The sequence below is a fragment of the Tolumonas lignilytica genome (genome assembly GCF_000527035.1).
In the GTDB taxonomy this organism is placed as follows: domain Bacteria; phylum Pseudomonadota; class Gammaproteobacteria; order Enterobacterales; family Aeromonadaceae; genus Tolumonas; species Tolumonas lignilytica.
Genome location: NZ_AZUK01000001.1, coordinates 3,048,671 through 3,070,781, shown reverse-complemented (window position 1 = coordinate 3,070,781; position 22,111 = coordinate 3,048,671). Strand labels below are relative to the sequence as shown.

General features: G+C 46.8%; 27 protein-coding genes and 3 tRNA genes. 2 read left to right on the top strand and 28 right to left on the bottom strand.

Annotation, left to right across the window (positions count from 1 at the left end; genetic code table 11):
* Positions 1-86: 86 nt before the first annotated feature.
* Positions 87-263, bottom strand: coding sequence for a hypothetical protein (locus tag H027_RS18945; RefSeq protein WP_161632464.1), 177 nt, complete (start codon positions 261-263; stop codon positions 87-89).
* 112 nt (positions 264-375) lie between these two features.
* Here H027_RS18945 and H027_RS0114475 point away from each other — a divergent pair, with 112 nt between their 5' ends.
* The gene (locus H027_RS0114475; RefSeq protein WP_024873165.1) at positions 376-732 is read left to right on the top strand and encodes an Arc family DNA-binding protein; all 357 of its coding nucleotides are present in this window, start codon (positions 376-378) and stop codon (positions 730-732) included.
* Positions 733-1,021: 289 nt separating this feature from the next.
* Entirely contained in the window at positions 1,022-1,522 is a 501-nt protein-coding gene (locus tag H027_RS18865; protein ID WP_152536739.1) for a hypothetical protein, read from the top strand.
* 365 nt (positions 1,523-1,887) lie between these two features.
* On the opposite strand, the gene H027_RS18490 is transcribed toward H027_RS18865, so the two are convergent.
* The 27 genes from H027_RS18490 to H027_RS0114325 form a co-directional block, all read right to left on the bottom strand.
* On the bottom strand, positions 1,888-4,428 hold the full coding sequence (locus H027_RS18490) for a lytic transglycosylase domain-containing protein (protein ID WP_024873162.1): 2,541 nt from the start codon (positions 4,426-4,428) through the stop codon (positions 1,888-1,890).
* A gap of 1 nt (position 4,429) precedes the next feature.
* The gene (locus H027_RS0114450; protein WP_152536738.1) at positions 4,430-5,950 is read right to left on the bottom strand and encodes a hypothetical protein; all 1,521 of its coding nucleotides are present in this window, start codon (positions 5,948-5,950) and stop codon (positions 4,430-4,432) included.
* A 12-nt stretch (positions 5,951-5,962) separates the two neighbouring features.
* Positions 5,963-6,724 carry a hypothetical protein gene (locus H027_RS0114445; RefSeq protein WP_152536737.1) on the bottom strand — a complete coding sequence of 254 codons (762 nt, stop codon included), beginning with the start codon at positions 6,722-6,724 and terminating at the stop codon, positions 5,963-5,965.
* Entirely contained in the window at positions 6,717-7,136 is a 420-nt protein-coding gene (locus H027_RS0114440; protein ID WP_024873159.1) for a GNAT family N-acetyltransferase, read from the bottom strand. Before H027_RS0114440 ends, H027_RS0114445 begins: the two co-directional genes overlap by 8 nt.
* Positions 7,137-7,478, bottom strand: a complete 342-nt coding sequence (locus H027_RS18485; protein WP_024873158.1) for a hypothetical protein — start codon at positions 7,476-7,478, stop codon at positions 7,137-7,139.
* A gap of 9 nt (positions 7,479-7,487) precedes the next feature.
* Positions 7,488-8,273 carry a hypothetical protein gene (locus tag H027_RS0114430; protein ID WP_024873157.1) on the bottom strand — a complete coding sequence of 262 codons (786 nt, stop codon included), beginning with the start codon at positions 8,271-8,273 and terminating at the stop codon, positions 7,488-7,490.
* A complete protein-coding gene (locus H027_RS0114425; RefSeq protein WP_024873156.1) occupies positions 8,273-9,712 on the bottom strand; it encodes a packaged DNA stabilization protein in 1,440 nt (479 codons plus the stop codon). The genes H027_RS0114430 and H027_RS0114425 overlap by 1 nt, the downstream gene beginning before the upstream one ends.
* Positions 9,712-10,428 (bottom strand): hypothetical protein, encoded by a 717-nt coding sequence (locus H027_RS0114420; RefSeq protein WP_024873155.1) that lies wholly within the window; start codon positions 10,426-10,428, stop codon positions 9,712-9,714. Before H027_RS0114420 ends, H027_RS0114425 begins: the two co-directional genes overlap by 1 nt.
* 9 nt (positions 10,429-10,437) lie before the next feature.
* The gene (locus H027_RS0114415) at positions 10,438-10,794 is read right to left on the bottom strand and encodes a hypothetical protein (RefSeq protein ID WP_024873154.1); all 357 of its coding nucleotides are present in this window, start codon (positions 10,792-10,794) and stop codon (positions 10,438-10,440) included.
* Between the two features lie 2 nt (positions 10,795-10,796).
* Positions 10,797-11,189 carry a hypothetical protein gene (locus H027_RS0114410; protein ID WP_024873153.1) on the bottom strand — a complete coding sequence of 131 codons (393 nt, stop codon included), beginning with the start codon at positions 11,187-11,189 and terminating at the stop codon, positions 10,797-10,799.
* A gap of 44 nt (positions 11,190-11,233) precedes the next feature.
* The gene (locus tag H027_RS0114405; protein WP_024873152.1) at positions 11,234-12,484 is read right to left on the bottom strand and encodes a P22 phage major capsid protein family protein; all 1,251 of its coding nucleotides are present in this window, start codon (positions 12,482-12,484) and stop codon (positions 11,234-11,236) included.
* A 12-nt stretch (positions 12,485-12,496) separates the two neighbouring features.
* Complete coding sequence (locus H027_RS0114400) at positions 12,497-13,321, bottom strand: hypothetical protein (protein WP_024873151.1); 825 nt, start codon at positions 13,319-13,321, stop codon at positions 12,497-12,499.
* Positions 13,322-13,425: 104 nt separating this feature from the next.
* Positions 13,426-14,469, bottom strand: a complete 1,044-nt coding sequence (locus H027_RS0114395; protein ID WP_024873150.1) for a hypothetical protein — start codon at positions 14,467-14,469, stop codon at positions 13,426-13,428.
* A 77-nt stretch (positions 14,470-14,546) separates the two neighbouring features.
* Positions 14,547-16,721: a portal protein gene (locus H027_RS0114390; protein WP_024873149.1), complete on the bottom strand. Its 2,175-nt coding sequence runs from the start codon at positions 16,719-16,721 to the stop codon at positions 14,547-14,549.
* 119 nt (positions 16,722-16,840) lie between these two features.
* Entirely contained in the window at positions 16,841-17,011 is a 171-nt protein-coding gene (locus H027_RS18940) for a hypothetical protein (protein WP_161632463.1), read from the bottom strand.
* Positions 17,008-18,546, bottom strand: coding sequence for a hypothetical protein (locus tag H027_RS18480; RefSeq protein WP_024873148.1), 1,539 nt, complete (start codon positions 18,544-18,546; stop codon positions 17,008-17,010). The genes H027_RS18940 and H027_RS18480 overlap by 4 nt, the downstream gene beginning before the upstream one ends.
* Positions 18,546-19,202, bottom strand: coding sequence for a hypothetical protein (locus H027_RS0114375; protein WP_024873147.1), 657 nt, complete (start codon positions 19,200-19,202; stop codon positions 18,546-18,548). Before H027_RS0114375 ends, H027_RS18480 begins: the two co-directional genes overlap by 1 nt.
* Before the next feature lie 79 nt (positions 19,203-19,281).
* A complete protein-coding gene (locus tag H027_RS0114370; protein WP_024873146.1) occupies positions 19,282-19,749 on the bottom strand; it encodes a hypothetical protein in 468 nt (155 codons plus the stop codon).
* Positions 19,750-19,890: 141 nt separating this feature from the next.
* The gene (locus tag H027_RS0114360) at positions 19,891-20,157 is read right to left on the bottom strand and encodes a hypothetical protein (protein WP_024873145.1); all 267 of its coding nucleotides are present in this window, start codon (positions 20,155-20,157) and stop codon (positions 19,891-19,893) included.
* Position 20,158: 1 nt separating this feature from the next.
* The gene (locus H027_RS0114355) at positions 20,159-20,392 is read right to left on the bottom strand and encodes a hypothetical protein (protein ID WP_024873144.1); all 234 of its coding nucleotides are present in this window, start codon (positions 20,390-20,392) and stop codon (positions 20,159-20,161) included.
* Positions 20,389-20,601: a hypothetical protein gene (locus H027_RS0114350; protein ID WP_024873143.1), complete on the bottom strand. Its 213-nt coding sequence runs from the start codon at positions 20,599-20,601 to the stop codon at positions 20,389-20,391. The genes H027_RS0114355 and H027_RS0114350 overlap by 4 nt, the downstream gene beginning before the upstream one ends.
* Position 20,602: 1 nt before the next feature.
* Entirely contained in the window at positions 20,603-20,812 is a 210-nt protein-coding gene (locus H027_RS0114345; protein WP_024873142.1) for a hypothetical protein, read from the bottom strand.
* Between the two features lie 162 nt (positions 20,813-20,974).
* Positions 20,975-21,051: transfer RNA gene (locus H027_RS0114340), tRNA-Asn, on the bottom strand.
* A 5-nt stretch (positions 21,052-21,056) separates the two neighbouring features.
* A tRNA-Ile gene (locus H027_RS18860) sits at positions 21,057-21,157 on the bottom strand.
* 4 nt (positions 21,158-21,161) lie between these two features.
* A tRNA-Thr gene (locus H027_RS0114335) sits at positions 21,162-21,237 on the bottom strand.
* Positions 21,238-21,365: 128 nt separating this feature from the next.
* Entirely contained in the window at positions 21,366-21,596 is a 231-nt protein-coding gene (locus H027_RS0114330) for a hypothetical protein (RefSeq protein WP_024873141.1), read from the bottom strand.
* A gap of 9 nt (positions 21,597-21,605) precedes the next feature.
* Entirely contained in the window at positions 21,606-22,109 is a 504-nt protein-coding gene (locus H027_RS0114325; RefSeq protein ID WP_024873140.1) for a glycoside hydrolase family 24 protein, read from the bottom strand.
* Positions 22,110-22,111 lie beyond the last annotated feature (2 nt).

The window sequence follows — 22,111 nt, the reverse complement described above, 5'->3', positions numbered from 1 at the left end:
ATGTTTATCCTCAATCATTCGATGGGTTAGGGATTACAACTTCACCGAAGTCCTGACTGTCGCAAGCAGTTAGGACTTCAACATTTCTACGCTGCGTGCTTCTGCTTTTTCTTTTCAATTCGAGCCTCCATTTCATTTTTAAGCACTCGCATTACCTCGCTGTTAAAGCTTCTCCCTTCGTCAAAAGCCTCCTGAATAAAAAAATCTTCAATGTCCTTTGGAAAACGTACTGTTTTTGGTTTTACATTCCTTGAAACGATCATGCTCACCTCTCTTTGACTTTACCGTGAAGTCACAACAAGAATAGATCTGACTTCACTGTGGAGTCAAACATTTTTTTGATAAAAATGAATTCACAGTGATATCATTATTGCTATGAATGATGAAATCCAGAAAACAGCCCTAAGACTCCCAAAAAGTCTTCATGAGGCTATACATGCTGCCGCCAAAGAATCCGGTCGAACAATGAACGCGGAGATCGTATATCGACTGCAGCAAAGCTTTGAAAGAGTTTTGCTACAAAATGAAGCTGAAGATAGATCTGGCCGAGTTGAGATAACAGTTCCTGATGGGTATAAGATTTACCATAGCCATCAATTCATAAGGACTCTTGATGAAGCAATTAGGGCGCTTGAGGGAATCAGTAAATCTGTTGCTGAAATAAGCGAAGGTAATGATGTCACTCATGATGATCAAAACAACAGCCCACCAAATAAAAGCAAGATAGAATAATAAAATCATTTCCATTAACTGGACAAATTTGTCCGGAATCACCAAAGCCCTTTAACGTGCTCTGCTAAAAAATCAAACTACCGAGATCTCGGTAGTTAACTCCGAATATCTTCATGGTTAGTGATGGACAAATCTGTCCATCGATACCGGAATGTCGGTATCGCCCCACTCGTCCAACAAAAAACCTGCCGGAGCGGGTCTTGTTGGTCTAGCTTAATTTACAATACTTTATTGCCAAACCACCAAACCGGACTCATTATTAAACCATTAGAATTGTGGAGTGCGAGATATGAGATGGATTTTGCTGGTTGTGGTGTTTTTATCCTTTGCTTCTTCATCGGCCAATCAATCTAATTCAAATGGAAAAACATTTGGATTGTGGAGAGTGCTATTAGTTGAAAATGGAGATGTTGTGGCTGGAACTAGCGTTGATAATTATGAAACAGGGTTGTTTTATCGATGTTATTCATCTAATAAAAAATGCGCATTTTCAATTAGAGCCAAAACAACATGCAGAAATGGAGATGAAACACCGCTTCTTTTGAATACCGATCTAGCTGCAACCTCAATAACAGGAGTATGCCTAGTTGATAGTGACGGAAGATCATCAATGATAATCAATGACTTTAATCAAATGTATAGACTCGTTCATGATGCAAAGATTTTTGCAGTTGCAGTACCTATAGGAAACAGTGTTTTTACAGTTGTTAGGCTAAATTTGTCAGGAATAACCGATGTGATGACGTATTCTCAAAATGTGATTGATGGGAATCTAAATAATTTTCAATAAGTTAACAGCATTTCAATCTAAAATTAGAGGTGATTGATATGATTTTCTCAAAAGGCGGCCCTCTTTCCCTTTGGTTTATCCACCTACCAATTATCATGGGAGTTTGGATATTTTACTTATTGGCTACATATCAAAATACAGAAAAAAACATATGCATGGCAATATCTTGCTCTGTAGCAATAAGCTTATTCATATCATGCATTCCATATATTGTTGAGTTTATATCAAGAAACTTCCGCAAAATAATCGTCGTATCGTGCATAACGGCGACAGTGGCTTACATCACAATAAACGGTCTATCTATAGCGGCGGCAATAATAATTGGATCGGTAATAATTGCCGCAACCATATGGATTAAGCGGTGATCATCTTTCGCTATAGCGAATTCCAGCCCCAGGCTTAAGATGCTTATCCAACATTCTTTTCGTTTTTATTGCCGATAGAGCATCGGATGCAATATTGATAACTGGATTTTGACCCACCGCCTTCATTGCAGCATTGGTTGCGTATCTCATTGCCGATGTGTTGGTGTTTGAATTGTTTACATATGATCCTGGTGGTTGCTTCTGCATCCATTCTGCAACACTACCAAGATCCCTTAGGTTGTTAGCTTGCTCTTGCGGCATAACGATAGGGATTTTTGATTGAACATTTTGAATCCCTCGATTCAATGCATCTTGAGTAATTTCTCTTGTACCCTTTGGCGATAAATAATCCATCAATCCAGCAGCTGCGGTTTGCTGAGCAAGCGGATAGTCCTGCAAATTATTCATCATCTGCTGAACCTTGTTAGTATCTGCGTTGATAATGTATTTATTTATAAAACGATCTGGTGATGCTTTCCCTTGAACTACTGCTTTCAATGCTGGATCTGCTTCCTGCATCTGATAGAACGCCCTTGCAGTAGAACGAGCATCATCGGCTAATGGTTTAAGTTTGGCGACATCGTCATTAAGGGGAATATTTTCCAGTTGATCAATCATGATGCTTGCTGCGTGGCGTGTATTTCCGTCCTGTGCCGTTCTTGCAACATTGCCCAAGTTGCGACGCAGGTTAAGATATTGCTCAAATGACATTTGACCAGATGCCGCCATTTCTTCTATCGCATTGAGCTGTGACTGAGGGGCGTCATGCGTGAGTAATTGCTTGCCAAGTGCCTCGGTAATGTTGTCGTATAGCGCGCCGGTATCGACAGGGAAAGATCCGCCTGCCGCATCTCTCAATGCCTGATATTTACCATCAATCTCTTCGTTTTTCTTATCAATCAGCTGCTGATAAGCGTCAATCATATTGTCTCCATGTTCAACTGGAGTTGACGCATAAACATCTGGCGCTGCTTCTGCTTTTATTTTTTGAAGTGAATTAGATAGCGATTGTTGTTGATCGGCAAATCGTTGAGCAAACTCAGCATGTTCACCACGCAAGTTTTTCTCATCTGAGAATAACTGAGCATCCCGAGATGCTTGTCCAGCGGTGAGATTTATCCCAAATTTATCAGCCACTGCTTGTCTATTTAACGCGCCCTGATCAATATCATTAACACCATGCTTTGATGATATTGCATCTTCAACTTCTGCCTGCAATTCTGGTGATGAGTTGGATACAGTAGACCTAACAATAGACTCTGGGGTTGCCTCCGCTGCCCCAGCGCTTTTTGACGACTCCCCGCCAAATGAAGATTTGGCTGGCTGTGAGCTTTGACTTCCTTCCCATTCCTGCTCTGGTTTCCATAGATCTTTAACTGATGACATGGTGTTTGAGGTTTTTGTTGCTGCAAATTTTGCAGAATTTCCTGCGTTACCTGCCATCTCACCAATATCAGACATTAAAGATGATTCAGGAAGTAGTGGCGCAAACTTAGAAAAGGTGTCACCGAGCATCTCGGTATATTTCTGCCCTTGTTCGGATTGTGGTTGATATGTTGCTGCCTGTTGATATTGTTGTGATAGTTTTTCTGCTTCATCAGCAGCTTGCTGCGTTCCGAATGTTCCATTTCCAATGGATTCCATGATCGCCTGAGCAGCACCCACCGCACCAGCAGCTTGACCAGTTGTTGCGCCCGTAATGGCTGATGTCGCTGCCTCCTCTAATCCATTTGCAGCATCCTTTATTGGCTGTAATGGACTTGGTTTTCCAAATGGTGAGTTGCTTGGTATCGATATATCAATGCCAAGATTATTTGAAACATCTGCTGGCTTACTTGCCTCTTGAGTTGATTGTATTTTTGCTTTCTCAGCTCGCTGGTTAGCTAGTTCCGTTGATGCAGCAAGGTTCTCATCAGTCGGTACGTCAGAGTTAGCTTTTTGCTCCAGTGTTTGCTGATATTGAGGCTGTTGCTTGCTTAAAAACCGCTGAGTAAATGGGTCTGATTCGTCGGCTTGGCTTTGATTATTACTTAAAAACTTTCTTGAAAATGGATCTTGTTCATTTTGCGGGTGATCTCCGAACCGTTGAGTAAACACATCAGGAGCATTCTCTTGCGTTGTCAGTAATTGAGTTTGTTGCTGTGGTTGTTGCTGCTGGTATTGACGATATTTCTGGATCACTGAGTTAGCATAATCAGGGTTCCAATTGCTCTGATCTGATCCACCGTTGAATGCCAATACCGCAGCTTGTGGATTTCCGTATTGCTTTAAGTTGTCGGCAAGTAACGCCACACCAGCATTGATATTCTGGCTTGGATCTTTTGGGTCTGTGACGCCATACGCTTTCTGAATTGATGGCATCAATTGCATGAGTCCAACAGCCTGACCAGCTGATGTAGGCTTTCCTATTGCATCTGATTTACCTGATGATTCAGTAGCAATAACAGACTTAATAAGCAAAGGGTCCACATCATATTTCTGCGCTGCCTGGTTTATTAGTGAGTCATATGAACTCAGATCTGGCAATTCTTGATTTGACATATTAATGGCCCACCAATCCCTGCTGATAAGCGGAGTTGTATTGCTGTTTCAGCTTATCGAAGTCAGGCTTACTTAGATTTGAGATCATGCGTTGCTGCTGTTGTGGTGTCATCTCATCCATCATAAAGATGCGAGGATCATTCTGAGCATTCCAGTTTGTTGACCAATTATTGAAATTAGCCGCCGCAGCTGGGCCACCTTGTGCTGCATATTGTTGCCAAGCTGCATTTTTAGCTTGGTTCATTTTCTCAATACCAATCGTGTAACGCAGAATGTCATCATTCGCCAATGAGCTGACATGCATATTCGCATTACCCGTTAATGCGGCGGCCAATTTTGCGTCCGTTCCCGTTCCAAACTCAGCGGATTTTCGAGAGGCGTACTGAGTAAGCAGCTTATTAAGTTCATCCTGACTCTGAATCTTTGTTGGGTCGATGCCAATTGCCTGCGCCAAGCCGGGAGCTGCGTTGCTGATCGCAGCGGTAACATTTCGCACATTTTCCGTACCGATACCCGTCTTAACATCACCGCTACGCAGTTCATCGAGCGCTTTATTCAGTAATGTGATGCGCGTTGGCGCGTCCTGAACTGAATTTGTTAATTGTTGAGCTGCGTCGGCACCACCTTTAGCTAGTGTTGTGGTTGCTTCGGCAAAGCCCGGCGGGAGCGAGGCTGAGGCAGGTTGTGTTTGTGCTGTGGTTGGTTGTGAGGCTTTTCCAGTTACCCCATTCCATGGATTATCAGCCTGATTAGCTTGCTGAATAACGTGACCTTGAGTCGTCCATTGCATCTGACCGTTAGGTCCAACAACCTGTATTGGAGTATTGAGTTGCGCTGGTGTTACTTGTTGCTGATACGTCGCTTCTGGACTGGCATATGGCTTGTTGGTAAGAAGTGGGTTATTGCCGTTAGCGATAATGGTCTTATCGCCGGTGTTAATCATCAATCCACCCGGGGAAATATTACGCAGCGACTCTAGGGCGCCCGTTGCAGTATTTAGATGCTGAGCAGCGTAGCTTTGAACTGCTTGGCCGTCAGAGCTAGGGAATGACGGATCTGCCAACTCAGCTTCCATTTGATTATACGTCATCATTTTTTCTTTCACTGCGGTCGCCATTGCCCCGATAAGGTCTGCCCGCGTTGAATTTGGATTTGAAGCAAATGGAGCCAACTGATCCTTATAATAGGTCAACTGCTTGTTAGCTAAATCAAATTGCGCCTGCTGATTCGCAGTCTGCTGATTTTGCTGTGTAATGTTATTCCCCGTCGCTTGCTGTAAGTTGTACTGTGCAAATGGGTTTGTAGAGAGCTCTTTTTGTACCCCACCATAATTCACATTGCCGTTTTGATCGGTGTTGTGCTGGATGGCCTGACCGACAGCCTGATTTGACTGCACGGCCTGGGTAAGCATGTTCCCCTGTATCGCCGAATTTCTCAGGCTTTGCCCTTGCATGGCGAGCGTCAGAGGGTTTTGAAGTTGAACTGGTTGTACGCCAAGACTGATATCTGGATTAATAGCCATGATCATGACCTTTTAGAAAATTGCAGCGAGAAGGTTGTTGCTGTTGCTGGACGTGTTATATGCGTTATTGACTTGGTTAGCCTGATTGCCGTAATTAACCGCATTATTGATGGCGCTGGTCAGTGAGTTGGTTGAACCAACCGTCCCAGCAGCAGTGGCAGCCGCACCAGAAGTAAGATAGTTGTTCGCTGTACTTTGTGCGTTCGAGCCTAATTGTGCTGTCTGTGCTGATGAGTTTTGACCCATGTTCACCAGGTTATATAACCGATTAACGTTATTGGCAGCTGAGTTGTAATTAGTGTCGAAGGTGTTTTTTGCTTGATTGTAGTAATCGTTGTAATACTGATTGGATAGCCCTTCTGCGTATGACTCGGCGCCTTTAATGTTGGCCCCTGATACGCCAAGACCTCGAGCGGCAGCTGATGCGTTAACACCATTCAATCCCTGCTGCAAATTGAATTGATAGCCAGGGTTATTTGATAAGTTTGAACCATCAAAACTGAATTTCTGCTGCAGAATATTATTCGAGTTGGTTCCAGTGATATTCCCTGATGAATCAGTGTTATATCCCATGGCAGACAAAAGCGGGTTGATTGAATTCTGCCCCAACGTCCGATATGGCGATAAATCCTGTCGATTCTGATTGTACATCGACATTGTGGCATTCGCGGCTGCAGTCGCCGCATCTGATTGCGTCTGAGCTGCAGACTGAGCGGAATCCATTCCAAGGATGCCACCAGCTATTGACGCGACGTCACCAACTACACTACTCATACGTTTTCCCCATGATCACTAAATCAATCATCTCGCCACGCCGAAGCATGGATTTTTTGATCCGACCTGTTTCTGTCATGCCGACCCGTTTTGCGTATGCAATGGCCGCGCGGTTATCCGAAGGAATGCTTGAAAACACTGACTTGATGCCTTTGGATGAGAGGTATTCCAGAACCAAGCAGCCAAACTCAGTCACACCAGTAGCACCAGGAAGCATGCAGATATGCAGTTCGCAGGTACGCGAAAGCACATGACGGGCCTCGACGAACCCGTAATGTTCATGCTTGAAATAAATGCTGTTTGGGTTTGGCTGGAATGCTTCTTGGTTGGTAGTGTCTTCGGCTAATCGAGGCCAGTTACGCGGGTGACAGATAACAGAACGGATCCAATGATAATCCGTTGTTATTTCCATTTATGAATAAATCACTCCATCCATGGCGTGTACTGAAATTACTGATCCAGTAGAGGCGAGACCTTGGATAAAGTCACCAGCTGATAGTTCAGGAACATCAACCTGCAATTGCGCATTAGGACTAACAGATACCGCCGGTAAGAATTCATTGGTTGCTGATGCAGTGCCGCCGGAAGGAACGGAATACAGTGTCACCGACACGGCTGATGCAGATGTATTAACCAGCATCAGCCGTGCATTGCGCAGAAAGCTAGTCACAGGAGCTGCTGGCATGGTGTAAATAGTGGCCGCAGACGTGCCAAGCTGTGTCGGCTGAAACAGCTTTTGAAAGGTTAAAGCCATGGTATTTCCTTAAGAGAAGCGTCTTGCTCTGAGGGTTCCGTAGGCTGATATTGAGCCGACAGAAAATATTGATTTGGCGACGAGATAAACAGTTGTTAGTGTGGTTAGGTTTAGTCTCGTTGTCGGTACCACCTGGGAAAACACACCATTAACCAGTGAAGTGGAGAACGGAGTCCCGGCTGCGGGGTCTGTTCCCAGTCCAGAGCCACCAGTCTGACCCGGCATTGTCGCCGTGGTTAGTGACACTCCGGCCTGAAAATAGGTAGGCGATGCGCCGGTTGATGAAAAATCAACGGTAGCCGACAGGTCATAATCCCCCGCCGGCAATACCAGCGAGGTTACGTTTACAACGGTGTTTGTCGTCAGCGAAACAGCCGAACCAGATGGAATGCTTGATGTTAGAAAGTTTCCGATCACGGATTGTGCAGGTGTCGTGGTCGATTTCTGCGTGCCAAGCAATTTCTCTAAATCCGAAACGCGACTAAGTAGGCGTCTTATCTCGCCATTAATCGCCTGATTAGCATCTGATCCGCTATCAATCTGCTGGGGTAATACCTGAATTCTTCTCGATGCTGTGTCAGCAAGAAAATTATCAATTTGATGGTCTGTTTGCTTGGTGATGTTTGCTGGGGCAAATAGGCTATACAAGTCTGCAATGTCAATTTGAGGTGCATCACCACCACCCACAATATTGAATATACTGATAAAGAACATCATCCACTCAGGCGTCATCCTGCCACTCTGCGGATCAACCAATGGAGTAGAAATCTGAGGGAAGTTGAAATTCTGTGCCATTAGCGAGGGACTACTTTGTAATCAAGCCATGCACCATTTAGCGCTGTGAAGCACGGGAATGACCATGACACTTCAAATACGCGACCACGGGCAATGCCAGATCGCCAGAGAACTGGACGACATTTATAATTACCTATCTTGCCAAGTGATATTGGCACTGGTGTACCCCAGGTTACCCCTCTATCATCTGACCATCTGGCAAATATTTGCGGATCTTCGAAATTTCCTGACGCCTGACCGATACCCACCTGCATATCGAATGTCATCTTTCCATACAGAACGCGCTTATCTTCCATCTCCAAAGTTGGAAAACTGCGCAGACGCATGATTGGCTGGCCGTTATCGGTGTAATTGTTGATGTCTAACCGGTAAATATTGCCATTTGAATAATCCCCAACATGATTCACACCATTCACTACGCAGTGACAGTTGGAAATGTCTCGGTGAATAACACCTTGGTTGTCCATGTATCCGCGCTCATGCCACTTCCCTGTTTGTAAATCGTAAACCCACGTTGCATCAGCAGACGGGAACGTGAGCACATAGAAATGATGTCCTTCTTGTTGGTAGCAGAACCCAATAGCATCAGATACTACGGCGTATTGACTAATAACTTCTTCAACGGCATGAGTTGAAATTCGAACAGCTTGATAGCCAACAATTCTATGAACGATATACTGCCCTTGCTGATCTTTGGACAGCAAGAATAAGGATAAATCCATCTGCGCCACAGACTCGGGCGCTGCACAGCCATGCTGAATAAATACCCCAGGCATGCGGGAGAATGGAAAATCAGAATTGCCTGCATTATAGAACACTTCGCAAGTCTGCTCACCAATCAGCCAAACTTCTCTGTGTAGTGCGGCAATAGTAGATAGCTTATCGCTGTACCCTTCTTTACTGGCAAAATACAGATCGTTAGTGAATGTTTCAGCTTGAACATCAGATAAGAACCACTGAGATGTTCCAGTAACATTGCAAATGAAATAACCGTCCATGTAGGCAATGTTTTGCGCCGGCTTCCATGCCGAATCAGTAGATGAATTAATTATTGATGATGTGTTGTCGGATAGTTTTATCCGATATCCCTGCACTGAACCATCAACGACGATGCAGTAATTCCCGTTATCTTTTGCGTAACACTGACCTGAAAAGGTGGTCATTGTTTGCAGTAAGGTTGCATTAAACAATCCATCTACTACAAACAACTTATTACCTGACACAACAAACACATTACCGGTCGTCGCCTGATAAATCATGCGTATTGGGCCAGCTCCGACAGAATTGATCAAAGTTTTTCCCGGCGTTGGATAATGCGTGACCTGACTTTCACTGTTTTGGTCATTGATCTCAGGATAGAGATTAAGACAGCGCTGAGCATCAGCAATGTATGACCGGGCTTCGTAAAACCCACCCGTGAGCGTTAAACGAGTAGTCATCAGTTAGATCTATCAGCGTAAATGTTGTAGTGGCCACCACTCAGCAGCGATTGATCCACTTGCAGCAATGGCACTTGAGCATTTGCTCTGGATACCACTCGTTTTGAATTAAGCGCCTGCGCCACTACAGTTGCCGGAGGGTCAATACCGAAAATGGGGGCGATCCAGCAAGCCAGATTGAACATCAGCAGTGACTTGTAGGATGGGCGCAAATTTACCGCATCAGTCAGATACTGAAACTCAGTGAATGGCTGCATAACCTGCAGCGTGATGGTGTAAGCGCTTGTTGGGATAGGCCAAACGTACAGCGTCGCCAGTGGGTATCCAGTATCGAGAAATACCATTTTGGGGAAACCCTGCATTCCAGGCAGTGCGATACGCCGAAAATCTTCCTTGGCCTGTACAATGCGCAGTGGCGTTACCACGTTATTCAGTGTGGATTCAGCGCCAACAATCGAAACAGGTGGATACGCCAGCGGAACATCGCCACCACTTCCCACTGAATACGTCTGCGCCCCGGTCGCGGTGAATTTCAGATCGAGCATCTGGTAAACCGTCAGTGACTCTTCGCTGAACTGGTTCAGCATCATGTTCAGCAGCGCAAAGCAGTCCTGAATAATGGGGCCGGATAATGTTTGACCATCCCCAAGTACCCCCAACTGCTTGGCCGCCATGTTGATCAGGAAGTTGGCATCTGTTCCGACATTTTGCGACATGGTGTTACCTTATGGCGCTACTGGAGTTACATAGACCAGCGCGGGGCCTGCCGCTGCCGCAATAGCTGACACAATAAACGACGCACCTGGTGCGCTTTTTGTGATCGGCGCTGTCATGTTTGGTGGCAATACGATGACCTGTTGCGGACTTCCATCAGTCGGGAATACTGGTGTTGTGATTGCGCTGGAACCCGCGGGTGCAAATGTCATAGCCACAGCGACCGTTCCGAGATTCAATAGTTCAACATACCCAGGTTGATCAGCATCATTCGCAGTAATAGTCACCGCTGCATGCGCCGAGTTAGTTACTGATAGCGCGTAAGTGTTTCCGTTCTGACGCAAAGGCTGAATATTTTGTAATGACATAATTACTCCTGCTCAGCTTCGGCTTTAGCTACTTCTTCGCGGATCTTATCCAGCGTCCAATCTTCCTGAATTGGCAGGCCGTAGAGCTCTACCTTCACCAGTAGCTCATCAACTTCCTTTTCTTCCTTGGATTTGCGGCCACGCTTAGGCTTTTCTGATTGTTCATCGTCACCAGAAGTTAAAATACTGTTTTTATTTACAGCATTTTTCGCCTCTTCTTTCGAATCAAACCAATCCCCATCCAAAGCAAGATAGTCATCTTCGCTATCGACGATGCGAGATTCACCAGTCAAAGAATGAATCCACTTCGGATACTCTTGATGGACATACTGAGTGCCGGACGAATGACGAAACGGGCCGTTGTATTGATCTTCAATCAAGTTATTCGTGCTCATTGACTAAACCACCAAAAACAAGAAAGGGGCTAAAGCCCCTACTCTTAGATAGCGTCAGCGACGCGGACGCACCACTCAGGACGCAGGATCTTGTAACCGTACAACACGTCCAGACGAGTAATAAACTGGTCAGTCGCCACGTTGTATGCAGTCACGATACGCATTGATGTGTTATCGTAGGTTTCACGATAGGCTTCATGAACGCCCTGTGGTAATTCCAGATCGGCAGTGACCAGCGTGATTGCTTCTGGTACATACGCCAAGTTGCAACGGTACTGAGATCCGGAGTTGGTCAGCACGTTGATCTGCGCGCCGTTGGCTGGAGATGCAGAAACAGTCTGATACTGCACCGCTGCGCCGCTCACTGGTGGAGTAAGTGCTGGGTAGATGCTGATCGCCGTAGCACCCGCTGCCGCGTTAGCAGTAACGGTGAACTGCATCAAATCAGGCAGTGTCTGCTTGGTGACGCGGTTAACGGCGTACACGCCTGGCATGGTGAACACATCGCCTGCATTCAATGGGCCTGACAAGGCAGAAACAACTAATGTGTTGCCTGTTTGTCCGGCACCACTAACGGTTGGCGCTGAGCTATAAGCGCCAGTGGTGTGAGCAATAACAGTCTGATCCATCATCCAGTCGAAGCCTAAGCCACGCTTCATCTGGCCAGTCAGATACTGCTCAGAAATGTCAGCGGATGGGTTCAACAGACCAGCCAGAGAGCCAACCATGCGACCTTCTGTTAGTGGATCCAGAATGATTTTACGGTTTCCCGGTGCAGAGCGTTGGTTCAGTACGGCATTCGCTTTCAGGAAAGCGTTAATATCCGCCTGCAGGATATTACCGTTACCGTCCTGACGGGCCACGAAGTTTGACACTGGTGTTTGCGTGTCAGTGTACAGCGTGGTGGATGGCACCAGACCATCAACAGCACCCATAATGTCGGCCGCCATGATCCCAGCAATGCTGTTGATGGCTGGTTTCAGGATGCGTTCTGAGTAGTCATCCAAAGACAGCGCTCGTTCTGCTGAGCTGAACTGGATGTCCACACCGATTTGATTTGCCACCACCAGACCGACCTGTTGTTCATTGGTGCCCTGCACTGAAGCAGCAGCGCCACGGCGAACAGTGAAATCATTAGGCAGCCGGATACGCAGAGAAGAACCGATTTTCGCGCCTTTACGGGCAAAATCTTCGTCATACTGACGGTCTACGTTTTTCAGCAACGCATTGGAGTTTTTGAACAACCGCAACGCTTCGCGGGTGATCATCTGGATCGTTAAAATAGAGTTAGACATTTAGCAAAATCCTCATCGTTTGATAGGTTTTTTTGCTCGCTGCTCCATAAACTCATCCAATGACGCTTTGCTAAGGTCGATATCACCTCGGCTGCTGCCGCCATCGATGGGTTTAACTGGAGAAGGAGCGCTAGAAACTGGCTTGGTTGTGGGCTTTTTGAGGTCGCTGGATAGCTGACTCATTCGTGCGCCCAACTGGATTGGTGAGAGGTTTTTCAGTTCGAAGGCGAGTTCGAGGTTTTGAGAAAGGTGGTGTAGGACGCGATGTCCTCCATCCAACGAAATGGCCGCTTCAACAAATCCGTCCGGCAGGCCGCCCAAGTCAGCGAATGACTTGATTGATTCACCAAAGTCTGGAAACTCTTTGATGCCGTCCTGATAGATCTGATTGCACCGATCGTTGAAAGATTGCTGCTTGAGTTGCTGCTGGACTCGCTCCTGAACCAAGCGATCAACATCTTGCTGAGACTGCTGGACAGGCTGTTGTGTTGCAGACTGTTGCTGACCCTGCTGTGGTTGCTGGTTCTGGTATGATGCCAACTGCGCTTCAAGGCGCTGCCTTTCTGACTCCGCTCGAGTTGCTCGTTCTGATTCCTCTTTCTGCTTGCGGGTTAACTCGTTGATCCGGTGTTGGTACCAGGGAGTTTTCTTGGTCTGTTGCTGCTGACCTTGACCGCCTGATTCGCCATTACCTTGATCAGCTTGCTGACCGCTTGCAGTGTTTTGTTCAGCGCCGGTTTCTGAACTGATGAGATTGCTCGGCTGTAACTCCACTTCGCTTGCAGATGACTGTTCGCCCGCAGGGATCGCGGCTTGTTGCAGTTCGTTAACTTCCATGAGTGATTAGCCTCAAGAGATTTACACGGTGATGGCGCACCGCTACGCAGGAACGAAAAAGGCGCCTTTTTAGGGGCGCCTTAAGTTGGTGAATTTGGCTTTAATTAAGCTGATAGCACGGCATGCCATTGACCTGTGATTGCACAGGAAAGCAGGGCAGTTTTACCTGCTGCGATGGCGTAAGCGGTGTTCGCACCAGCGGAGTTGATTTGTTCGCCGGTTGCCGGGAATAGGTTCATTGAAGCCGCACCAGCATTGATGACGGTGATCTGCATGCCCGGAGCTGATGCGGGCAAAATCCCAGAGTCACCTGCAGTGGCCACAGTTGAGAATCGGTTGATAGATGATGAAGCAAGTGTTGCACCTGCTTGACCGCCGCCAGCTTTTGCCGTTAATGCGCTGGCAGTTGATACTGTTGGGTAGTTACCTGAAAATCCTTGCCCGACACTTTCACAAACCCACGTACCGGCAACCGTGCAAACGTAGTTATAGACAGAGTTTGGCATCTGGCTGATGCCGGTAGCGGTAGCAACGCCATTGATCGTATCTGTACCAGCGCCGAATACTTGCATCGAGTTCGCACCGGAGTTAACCACTATAATTTGCAGACCTGGCGCGGATGCGGGCAGTTTTACCGAATCTCCCGCAGTGGCTACGGTGGTAACACGGTTAATGTTGGTAGTTAACTGTATAGCTGATGATTGACCGCCACCTGCGCGTGCCGTAATACCATTGGTGTAACTGGTGGTTGGCAGTTGTCCTGAATAGCCTGTACCGATCCCATTGGAGTACCACAGACCATTTGTTGTGCAGGTGTACATCACATTTGAGCCAGCCATCTGACTAACACCAGATGCCGCAGCGACATCATCAATGGTGTCTGTGCCTGTGCCATATACCTGCATTGCGTTAGCACCATGGTTGATGACGAACATGGTCAAACCGGCCTGTGCCGCAGGCAGTTTTACTGAGTCGCCGATATTAGCAACGGTTGTGATGCGGTTTGTTTCATACAGCATCTGATAAGCGTTAGACTGACCGCCACCTGCAGTTGCAGTAATGCCATCTTGATAAGATTCAAAAATGAGTTTCGTGATGACGATGTTTTCAACCGTGGGGTTATCGCTTGCGATACCTTGGAATTGCATTGTGTTATCTCCGGTTAAGACAATAGATCGCCCCTCAGCGCTGCGGGGCAGAACCGAGTAACGTGGTTAGGAATTAGTTATTGATTGGGTTGCTGATTTGGAATTTGTTGTTGGGGTGGCTGCGTCATCACTTGATTCGGTGCTTGCTGGCTGATGATTGATGCGTCCTGACCACCCTGAACTGCACCAGCATTTTGCTGGTTTTGCATCTGAAGCATGGATGTAGCGACATCATGGATAAACTGCTTCCTGTCCATTTCGGCATTGTGCATAGCCACAGCGCGATCAGTTTCAGCTCGATAGGCATCGGCATTCGCTCGCAGCATTCCAGATTCACGCTCAGTCTTGTATTTATCCATCGCTTCCATAAGTTTCTGGTTAGCGAGTTGTGCCTGCTGTAGCTGCTGCTGGAGAGCCTGAACTTGTGGGTCTGGCCCTTCCCCCTTCAGTTGCGGAGGAACCATGCGATTGAGGCGTTCAGCAATATCCTGCGCCATCGGGAAGTCAGCAGCCTTGAACATCAGATCGCCCGCGGCTTTCATCAATTCCCCGTTCTTCCCCATGATTTGCGTCATAGCCGCAAAGGCTTCTTGGCGGCGAGTTGAATATGCCGGTCCGGTATCGACAGCGACGTCATAAGTTCCGATTTTCGGATTCAAAATGTGTTTTATTTCTTCTTGCTGCTGCATTTGTTGTTTCTGCAGGGCCTGCTGTGCCATTGGATCCACATGCACGAAATCCTCTACCCCATCCTCACCCAAAATGCGAAGGATACGAGGGGTGTCGTACACGCGCGGGATCATGGAAACAAGGATGCGTCCGGTAAATCGAATGGCAGATGAAAGATGGTCTATGTAGTGATAAGTGGCGTTATCGCCTTGACGCTGGCGGTTTTGAATGGCGATACCAGAGGTTTCATTCGATTGCTGACCCATCACAGCCTGATATTGGCCAGTCACCATCATCATTTCATTGGCGGCTACCTGCATGCCTTGCATGTAAGCTTGTGATGTTTGTGGTGGCTGTTGTCGCTCAGGGCGTGGAATTGGGTTTCCAGCTTCGTCAGTGTGGTTGTATGGAAGATATGCCAGATTGTCGGTATTAGCGGCAGACCAGTAGTTTTCATTCCCCTCAAAGGCTTTGGTTGGCCCGATATACGGCACCTTGTTTTGCAGCGCCACATGCTCAACCGCTGATGATGTCCAGTAGTTGTACATCCTTTGCGCGTCTTTAATGCTGCGAATATGTCCTTTTCGCTCAAGCTTACCTTCGATAACCATCTCTTCACCGACAACACGAATGATCGGGATGTAATCGCAGGGAATAATGGTGCGCTCAATGATTTCTTCGCCAGCAATTTTGAAATACTGAATTTCTCGGCGATCGACTTGGCGGGTTTTGGTGTTAGGCAGGTTAACGATGACATCCCAGGTATCAGTATCTAGTTCCCATTGTTTGAATACGTTAGTGGTTGCGCCTGGAATGGCTTCAATGTCATCAGAACTGACAGCGGCAATCATGCCTTTTGAGAGATTTATGCGGAAATATTCAGCTACACGGATGTGATCTGGCGTATTCCAGCCGAAATTCATATCAAGCACATAGTCAGTGGCTTTTTCTGCTGCCTTGTCGCCGTATTTGTATTTGTATTCCTCTTTCGTTAGATCGGAGAAAACAAAGGCGAAATTAGCATCTGAACCATCAACCTCTTTAATGTCTGGATCGAGTAATACAGACATTGGGTCACGGACACGACTGATACGAATATCTTGATCAAATGAGTCATCGGAAATGTACTCAGTAATGACGCGCCAGAACCCAATACCACCAAAGACAGAAAATTCTTGAGCAGTGTTATATGCGCCTTGGGCTGCCGATCGGTATTCGATGTGACGTACAACCCCGTCTAGTATTTTAGCTGATTCGAGATCAGCACCATCACCGACAGGGTGAATTTTGATTTGCGGGGAATGTTGTCTGTTGTCATTGACGATTTGCAGGCAGTGCTGCTTAGCTTTGTTAATAGTCAAACACGGCTTATCGTCAATCTCACGGTTCCTGCGGATAGCATCAGGCCATGCCCATTGGTTGTCAGGGTCAGCCATGCCGAATTTAACGTCTTCGATAAAGAGTTTACGGAAGTCAGACTCCCACTCCATCGCACGCTTAAACCGTTCTTTGGCTTCTTTGACAATAACCTGATCCTCCGTGAGATTTTCGCTCACAGAGTCTTTGCTTTTTTTTCGGGTCATAGAGATTTTCTGAGGGCCAGAAACGCAAAAACCCGCTCAATGGCGGGTTACAGACAGGAATTCGTATTATTGGAGAATTCTACCAACTACCGAAAAGTAGTCAATATTTATACAGTGCATCAATGTGATGACTCGCTAACTTCAGTTAGATTGTTTTTTGCTTCACGCACCGATTTAAGTAATTCAACCAGCATTTCATTAGTGCTTTTGCATCCCACTTCCGCATCGATACTATCCAACAACGTTTGGCGTTGTACTTTTAGTTTGTATGCGTCTGAAAATTTACTCATCTCATCCACCCTCCGTTCATGCCCTTAGGCAGGATATTTGGCTTGTATTCTTCTGGTTTCTTCATGGGTTTTTCTGGCGCAGCAAATGTAAGCACAAATGCGTCTGCCCGGTCAGGAGATTTCCCTGTTTCAGACTTGTACTCTTTTTTGCTTTGCATTAGCAGCATGCCGTCACGATAACCGTATCTGTATGATGATAGCTGTGACTTAAGCTCTGAATCGTTTGGCAGGCAGACTGGATAGTCTTTCAGGTAATCCCGCGCCGTTCGCCACAGTCTCGCTTTGAGATTGTAATTCCGGTCGTCTTTAAGCCTAGTGCCAGTGTGAACACCAAGAACCAGAGCTGCGTACTTCCCTTTTTTTAGAAAGTCGTATGCGGAAACCCCTGGGCCATCCAATTCAATGATGATTGAGTGGATCCAGCCACCAGAATCTTCTATCTGCCGACACTCTTCCTCAACGGCGCCGGCCAATTGCTGACCATCAGCTCCCCTGCGAAATACCTGCGGTAAATTCAGTCGCCCTTTGCGCTTGTGGATCACTGACTCATCGTCCCCCATGTGCGCAGCATCGACACCAACAACCCAACCACCAACCGCTTCAACATCAGCAGGGCCGTTACCTTGAGCCGCGGTGACTAAGTCGCCCGTGATCCAGACATCGCCTCGTGATGAGTTGTAATCAATGTCAATTTCCTGGGCGACAATAATGGGGTCAAGAGAGTTTATTTGTTTCTGATACCACGCATCGTCTTTGCGCGGATCATCGCGCCAGTGAAACGTGAATACCGGAATTTTCCCAGAGTGGCGCTTTTTGTAGAACGGATTCCCGTTACCGTTTGGTGTTGAGATATCAATCTTGCAGTTAGACGTCTGAGATAGTGCCGCATCAATCGTTTCTGGTCGGTCGTAGAACGCAGATTCGTCTTTCAGATAAATCGATGTGCGGTTACCACGTCCGATATTATCCCCAGCCTCACCGATGATTGTTGAGCCTGTTTCGGGATTAATGATCCGCATATGTGGCGCATGTTTCTTTTCATCGTACCCAACAGGGCGAAACTCTTCCGGCAACAAATTGATGAACTGGCGGCATTTCCAGAATAGAGATTTCGGATCACCAAGCTTATCGACGTATTCTTCTTTGCGTGACCCAAAACCAACAACTGTTCCAGGCTTGAATAGCCACATCCATGCCGCAGCAGCCACGCATAACCAGGACAACCCCATATCACGCGATTTTTCGACAAGCCCATCCTCTCGGCTTTTCCACCTGGCGATCAACCAATCAATAAACTGCGCTTGCTTTGGGAACAGAAGAAATGGAATGGTGTTGGGTAATCCGATCTCGGCGTTACGCGGGTCGAATGTCATGCCCCAGTCATTAATGAAATCAGACGGATTCTCTGCGTAATAATCCTTTAAGCCATTCGCCATGCCAGGAGTATTGCGCATCAACTCCAAACGCTCAGATCGCAACTTATACACCCGGTTGTAATCAGGGTGACGGAAATCAAACCAATCTGGTAACGGCATTATTTATTCAGCAGTGCTTTGTATGCCTCTTCGGCAGACATTTTTTCAGAATTTAGTGGCTGACCATTCGGTCCAGACAATTCAACTTTGCTTGGGTCATCAGGGATATTGAAGGCTTGGCGTTCGAGAGCAACCAGCGTTTTCAAAGAGTCGGACAAGTCTTTTATTGTCTTACTCCTTCCGGCAAGACTGATCACCTTGTGATAGAGATCGTTGAGCTTATCGATGCCCTTATCGTTCTCACGGCGCATCATTTCGCCGAGCTGTTCGAACAAATCAATGTTATCTGTTTCGGCCTCTAACTCTGCAAGCATCTTCATTACCAATCCGCGAGTTCGGGTAATATCCTTGCGCTGGTTGAGTTGAACATCAGCAATAACCTCGGCCGTAGCCTCAATAAGTACGCGTTGGTTCGAACTTTCCTCTTCTCGTACTTTTTCTCGTACTTCACGTTTTCGTACCAACTCTTGGGCTCTTGCTTGTATCTTCCCTGATATATCTTTAACCCAATCAAGCGCTTTAGCTTTCTTTCGGATGGCGCCTTCGCTAACGCCATACTTTTTACCCAATTCGCAGTTATTTAGAATCCCTGCTCTGTATTCAGTTTCTAGGCTTTCCCAATCAACCTGTTTTTTTTCTTGCTTTGGTTCTGCCATTTTTAAACCTTAAATCTTTGAGATGAGTTTTTATGTAAAGCTCATTTAAAAGATGCCCCACATAAGCAGGGCAATCACATTAGGAAAACGCCTTATCGATAGTGACGTACACGGTTGTACCATCAGACACGAAGTGAACTACATCCACAGAACCCGCTGCGGTAGACAGCGCCACTGCGCCGCCGACTTTCTTGTAAGCCGTACCGAAAGACAGAGTGCGCGATCCGGTACCATCTTGGGTGAACACCATATCCCACTTCGCGCTTGAGCCTGCTACCAGATTGGTTGGGTTGGCCAGCGTGACGTTGCCGGTCAGTGTTGCAACGACACCGAGGCCTTTATTCAGCTTCGACACATCAGGCGTAATTGACGCAGCATACGCAATCGCTACGTTAGCGCGACCGAAGCCATTGAGCTGGTCTGGTGTGATAACTTCATCCTGCGGTTGAGCGCCGCCAGATAGGCCGGTAGATGCCGGGATGTTCTCAGAACCAGATAGTGGATATGCGGCTGCTTTTGCGTTGCCGTTACCATCGTAAATACCCATTTACATTTCCTCTTTGTTGTTAACGTTTCTTGGCTTCGCGCTCACGACGAGCCGCAAACTGTTCCATGGATTCAGGTTTCTTTTCTTTGTCAGGGGATTTATCTGACTTCTTGTTGAGTTGTTCGGCCATGTTTCCGATCCTTATTTCCTGGATTCACGTTGTTTAATGAAATCATCCATGGAGTTTGATGCGGGTTTCTTTACTGGAGCCTTGGCGGCCGGTGCGGCCTTGGCGATTTGAGCCATAGCGTCGAGTTGTGATTTCGCCTCTTTCTGTGCCTCAGTCATCCGAGACTTATCACTGCGGATCTTCTCCGCTTCTTGCAAAGTCCTCACATCAGACTGGGCGCGCCAGCGGCGTTCATCATCAGAAACAGATGCTGCTTTAGGTGTGTTTTTAGATGCCATGTTATTCATCCAAGTATTGAACAATTTTGATAATCGGATGACCTTGGTAGGTTCCGGATTTGGTAACGTGACTGTGACCGATTGGATATAGCCCTTCCCGGTCATCGAATTTGATCCCGGCCCGGATAAACCTCCGCTTGGTTTCTTCAGCCGCGAGATGCTCGATGTCTTTGACGTTCTTACCACTGACGCATTTGATGACATCAGCAACATAGACTTCGAATTCTTTCTTCATTGGGTTTTGTCTGCGAAATATTGGAAGGCGTAAAACAAAATGATGATGACGCAAATAAATCCGGCTTCTTGAGTTGATTTGACGATCTCATCCATAAAGGCCTCTTTGATAAACGACAGTCTATTGCTGCGCCGGTTTATTTCGTATATACCCAGGTTCTGGATAAACACGATCAGCGTGACAGCAGCTAATACAGCCAGTAATCCCATATCAGCTCCTTATTAACCAGATACCACCCCGCATTGGGTCGATTTGCGCCTTGAGTCGTTGTGGTGGATCGAATAACTCAACTACTCTGCACGGTTCAACGTAATGAATGAAATTCTTGATGCCTTGCGAGCTGAGTTTGTCGCAAGCTTGCCGGAGTGCGTCGTCATACTGCTGGTTGCGTAGCAGTTGCTTATTAACCTGTATAAACATACAGCACTCCGTTTTTTGAATCAGATACCAGCGTCACCACCACGCGACACGCAATGCCGATTAGACACAAATGATGATTTGCCGGGACCGGCGATTGTTTGCTGATATCTGAAAGTGATAACCCCTGCGTAGGTGAATGAACCAAGAGGCAACGGTCGAATGTGGCGGGCAGTGAAGGATTCGAACCTTCTGTCTAACGGTTAACAGCTGTTCGCATGTACCACTTATGCTTACTACCCTGAATTGGTGCTCCGGACTGGAATCGAACCAGTGTTAAATCACTTATCTGGTGATTGCTTATGGAGGTATAAGCTCCACCCTTAGGCCATCATTAGCAACCGGAGCGAATTGGTGCTGTCGGTAGGGATTTAACCTACAACCAACTGATTACAGGTCAGCTGCTCTCCCTATTGAGCTACGACAGCAAAATTATTACGAGACACCCCAATCTTCTTCTTGCATAAGACCTCCGGATATTGAGCGCAAACTTCGCGATGCTTGCCAGCGTTGCTCATTCACTTCCGTCTTTCCGGCTGCCAAGAAGGATCACCACCTATTGCTGTGATTGATCTTGATTCTGAGTTGGCTGGGTTACTGGTTGCGCGGAATTAGCTGCATGACCAACGTTAGCAGCTACGACATCCAAGAAACCCCGCAGGATTTTGATGATGAGATTAGCTTTTTCAGATGGGTGAGGCAGTGATGCGGCAACTACCGCAGCGCAACCGATAATATCCCCCGCTATCTGGAGATATGCTATTACATCAGCCTGAGATAACGACATGAGACATCCTTATGCTGCAGCTAATTTTCCGCCAGCCGCCTGATATGCTGAAATCAAGGCGGCCGCTTGATTCTGGTGCTGGCCGTAGTTATTACCGGGCAAACTTGCCCAGATATTCGAGCAAGCATAAATCGCTTGTGCGATATGACCGTTATTAATTAAGTCGATCGCGTGGCGCTCTTTGATTTGCTGGATAGCGATCACATCCTGAGACAGTGGCCCGAAATCTGGCAGGTTTAGTTGAACTTTGTATGCTTCAAAGTAGCGATGAAGCAATTGATAACGCCCAGCAGCAGTAGATGCGACAGGAATTATTGGTGGGCCAATCAGACGGTTTGGGTGATCATTATAATCATCAAACAATATCGGATGGCTTGCCGTGCTTCCTACGATGACGTTATAACCATTATCTGAAGAATCAAGCAGCGCATGACCTAATTCACTATGAGCAATCATATCCAAGAAGGCGCAGATATTAGCGCCTCCAGCTTTTTGCGGCGTGATTTCTGGCATTA